The organism is Mycobacterium parascrofulaceum ATCC BAA-614, assembly GCF_000164135.1.
Lineage (GTDB): Bacteria > Actinomycetota > Actinomycetes > Mycobacteriales > Mycobacteriaceae > Mycobacterium > Mycobacterium parascrofulaceum.
On the sequence record NZ_GG770558.1, the window covers coordinates 480,752 to 482,984 of the forward strand.

The 2,233-nt window shown below is 63.6% G+C and carries 2 protein-coding genes; both read right to left on the reverse strand.

Features of this window, described 5'->3' with window-relative positions; translation table 11 throughout:
• Window positions 1-890: DUF4236 domain-containing protein (locus HMPREF0591_RS30440; protein ID WP_157137564.1), on the reverse strand; the 890-nt coding region annotated here is incomplete at its 3' end.
• A gap of 202 nt (window positions 891-1,092) precedes the next feature.
• Complete coding sequence (locus HMPREF0591_RS25695; RefSeq protein ID WP_007171649.1) at window positions 1,093-1,815, reverse strand: hypothetical protein; 723 nt, start codon at window positions 1,813-1,815, stop codon at window positions 1,093-1,095.
• Window positions 1,816-2,233: the final 418 nt, after the last annotated feature.

Genomic DNA, 2,233 nt, shown 5'->3' on the forward strand with positions numbered 1-2,233 from the left:
GCGCAGCGGTACGGCGTCGATGTGTACGTGTAATGGCCAGGCGGATGGTCCATCTCAGAGCCCTCCTTGGACATCTCCGCCATCCCCTCCCGCATGATCTTCGGAATCATCTGGGTGTTCGCTGATGAGAAACCTTCGGGAGGTTTCTCACGATAGCGCCCGCGATTGGTTAAATGGCGCCATGCGGTCAGGCCCAGCTGCCGGGCCCAGGCGGCGATCGGGTCGCGGCGGGAGGTGTGCAGGCGGTGAACGTTGAGTTGGCCGTCTGGTCGCAAGATCGTTGGCTCGGGCACGCCGAAGTCGCACTGGACGACCCGCCACACTCGTTGCGATTCAGTCAGCCAGCACCACTGGGTTACAACAGAATCGAACCACGAAAAGGCATCGTCGTGCAGGTCGTAGAAGAGGACCACAGTGCGTCTGGCCTGGTCGTTGAGGTACAGCCAAGCACAGCACACGGCGCCCACAACCCAGATCGCTAGTCCCCACGGCATCGTCATGAGGCCCAGCAAAAAAACCGCGATCCCCGCCGGCCACCACCATGCAAAGCGCCCGGCCGCGGCATTCAGTTGGTCGACAAGATCGCCTCGACCGGTCGGCTCCAGAGACATAGCGGTCGCACCAGTCACGTCTTCCATGACAACGTCGCTAGGGCGGAACGCGAGCTGTGGATGCTGGACCGATTGTCCGAGCCGAGGTGATGAGCGCGCACGATGCTCGTTCAGCGATGCCCGGTAATAGATACCGTTCCGGCCCATGTGGACGTAGTTGCCACGCGGACCGGTACCGATACGGAACCCCGGAACCCCGGCGCTCACGCCGATGCCTGACTTACTCAGGTTGAACCGAAACGGTCCTGCCTTGGCGCTTTTGCGTATATAGAAACCCATAGTGCTTCCTTAGCTCAGCGACCTGTAGCGGGTCGCGACGGCTAGGGTGCCACTCCACTGCTTGCGATTCCAATACCTCTGGCCGACGGTACCTGGCGGGCCGAGATACCAACCAGGCTTAGCTGCACGAATGACGTTCCCGATTCGTCGATGGGAGCGTAAGCGCTTGCGCCCTTATTTACATCGGGTTTGTGAAATCACCTCACCAGATGACGACTTCGGCGTTGTCGCCCCCGTAGCAGCGGGTTGAAATCTTCGTCGACCCGTCGCTGAAATATGCCGGATACCTACCGACGCAAGTCATCTCGTAGCCGTCGCCAGTGACGGGCGAGTAGGCGAAGACAGTGGTGGACATGCCTGATGCGTAGAAGCTTTGACGCACGCTTGAGGCGAATTCGCAGCTGGTATGGCCGCCGACGACGCCTTCATGTCCATCTGGGCAGATGGTGAAGACGTCGGTGCCGTTGGCAGGCGGAGGTGCACCACCATCCTCATGGCGAGGAGCAGGCGGGGATGCTTCCACCGGGACGGTCGGCGGGGGTGCCGCGGTGACCGTCACTGTGGCCGGCGGCGGCGGTCCCGCGGTCGGTACCGGCGCGATCGCGGTAGGAGCCTTAGCGTCCGGGGCGCGCATCGGTCGGTTCTGGTCAAAGAGGTAGAACGCAAGCCAGATCGAAAGACCAATAACGACAGCGACTACCGCGGCGCCGAGCACGATGATGCTGGCACGTTCAGCCGCAGCCCCCCACGAGGTCCCAGCAGCGTTGTCGTTCTCGTCGTCGGACCAAGCCAGCTCGCGCCCGGCGTCGGCCACCGGCGGCACAATCTCCGTCGCATCCGCGCACGGCCCGACCGCAGTCTCGTCACCGCTACCGACAGCCGCAGTCGGCGGCTGCTGCTCGCCGTGTTGGGCGTCGGTGCTCATAGGATCACGGCGGCGGCGGAGCTGGCGGGCTGTCCCAACTCCCCGGGGTGCCGGCGGGTACTTGCATACCCATCCAGTTGCATGGCGTCCACGTGCGCGCCGCGAACAGCGCGCACTGCTGTTCCGGTGTCAGCGGACCGGGGCCCGCGCATGGCGGCGTTCCCGGTGTCCCGCATATCGGGTCGGCCGATGCGGGCGGTGGGGCGGCGAACGTTGCGGCGGCGATGACGAGCGCGATATCCGCGATGAATCCGGTGACGAGATGTCGGATGCGATTCATGGTGTAACTCGGATCTGTGTAGTCGGTCGCGCAGATCGTAACGCCGACACCCGATGTCAGGTGGCGTTTTCACAGGCCAGCTCGTGCGAAACGGTCCCCCCGGGAAAGCAAGGGGCGGACCGATCAGAAACTTGGACG

Excerpts from the sequence above, each read along its gene's own strand:
- HMPREF0591_RS25695 (WP_007171649.1), bottom strand. The coding sequence starts at position 1,815 with ATGAGCACCGACGCCCAACACGGCGAGCAGCAGCCGCCGACTGCGGCT.